We start from the raw sequence: 1,124 nt of genomic DNA on the forward strand, positions 1-1,124 counted from the left end.
AGTAGGGGTGAAGGTCATTGGAAATCTCCTTGTTTTAAAGCATCGCCAAATTCTATATCTTTGCTAGCTTTTTTTCCTAAAAGTTCTTGATAAAATTTAGGATGTAGTCCAAAAGAAGGACGCACGGATTTTACATTTTCTTCGCTGAACATTTCACCTTTTTTGATATCCTTACTTGCATACAAGCTTCTTGCAAAAACACGGTTTTTAAGCACCTTTTCATCTAGATCTAACTTACCATCGCCTAAAGCACTTTCAGCTTGTCTTACTGCATCTACCATAGCTTTAAATTCATCAAAATCAAGACTAAATTTACTGTCTTCACTTTCTATGTTTTTGTCTAACATAAAATGCTTTTCTATCACTCTAGCTCCAAGTGCTACTGCCATAACAGGGGCTAAAAAACCAAAGCTATGATCACTTAGTCCCACTTCAACATTAAATTTTTCTTTTAAATTTACTATGCCTTTTAAATTCATATCTTCTATGGCAGTAGGATAAGCCGAAGTGCATTTTAAAAAGATTAAATCAGGATTTTTTTCTTCTTTAAAAATTTCACAGATTTTAAAAAGTTCTTCTTCTGTAGCAATGCCCGTTGAAACGATAGTAGGTTTTTTTTCTTTGGCGATTAAACGCACGAAATTTTCATCATTAGCTTCAAAAGAAGCGATTTTATAGGCTATAGGATCAAAGCGTTTTAGAAATTCTAAATCTTCTTTGGCAAAAGGACTTGAAAAACAAAGTATGCCTTCATTTTGTGCGGTTTCAAAGATTTGAGAATGCCATTCATAAGGAGTTTTTGCGCTTTCGTAAAGCTCATAAAGTTTTCTTTTATCCCAAAGCCCACCCTTAATAATAAAATCTTCTTTGTTGCTATTTAGAGTCATGCTATCTGGAGTGTAAGTTTGAATTTTTATCGCATCAGCACCTGCTTCTTTGGCAGCTTTTATACTTTGAAGTGCCATCTCAAGACTTCCTGCGTGATTTGCACTAAGTTCTGCTATGATAAAAACCTTTTTATCGGTGTTAAAATTTCCTATTTGCATACTTTTCTTTCTTTGGTAAATTTCCTGACTAAAATGATATATAATTATATTATATATTTCTTCAATTTATATATTTAT

General features: G+C 32.5%; 1 protein-coding gene. It reads right to left on the reverse strand.

Translation table 11 applies throughout. The annotated features are described in order from the left end of the window. Nucleotides 1-14: 14 nt before the first annotated feature. Nucleotides 15-1,046, reverse strand: coding sequence for a pseudaminic acid synthase (gene pseI, locus CCO88_RS09635; protein WP_002840622.1), 1,032 nt, complete (start codon nucleotides 1,044-1,046; stop codon nucleotides 15-17). Nucleotides 1,047-1,124: the final 78 nt, after the last annotated feature.

The organism is Campylobacter coli LMG 9860, assembly GCF_000254135.1.
In the GTDB taxonomy this organism is placed as follows: Bacteria; Campylobacterota; Campylobacteria; order Campylobacterales; family Campylobacteraceae; genus Campylobacter_D; species Campylobacter_D coli.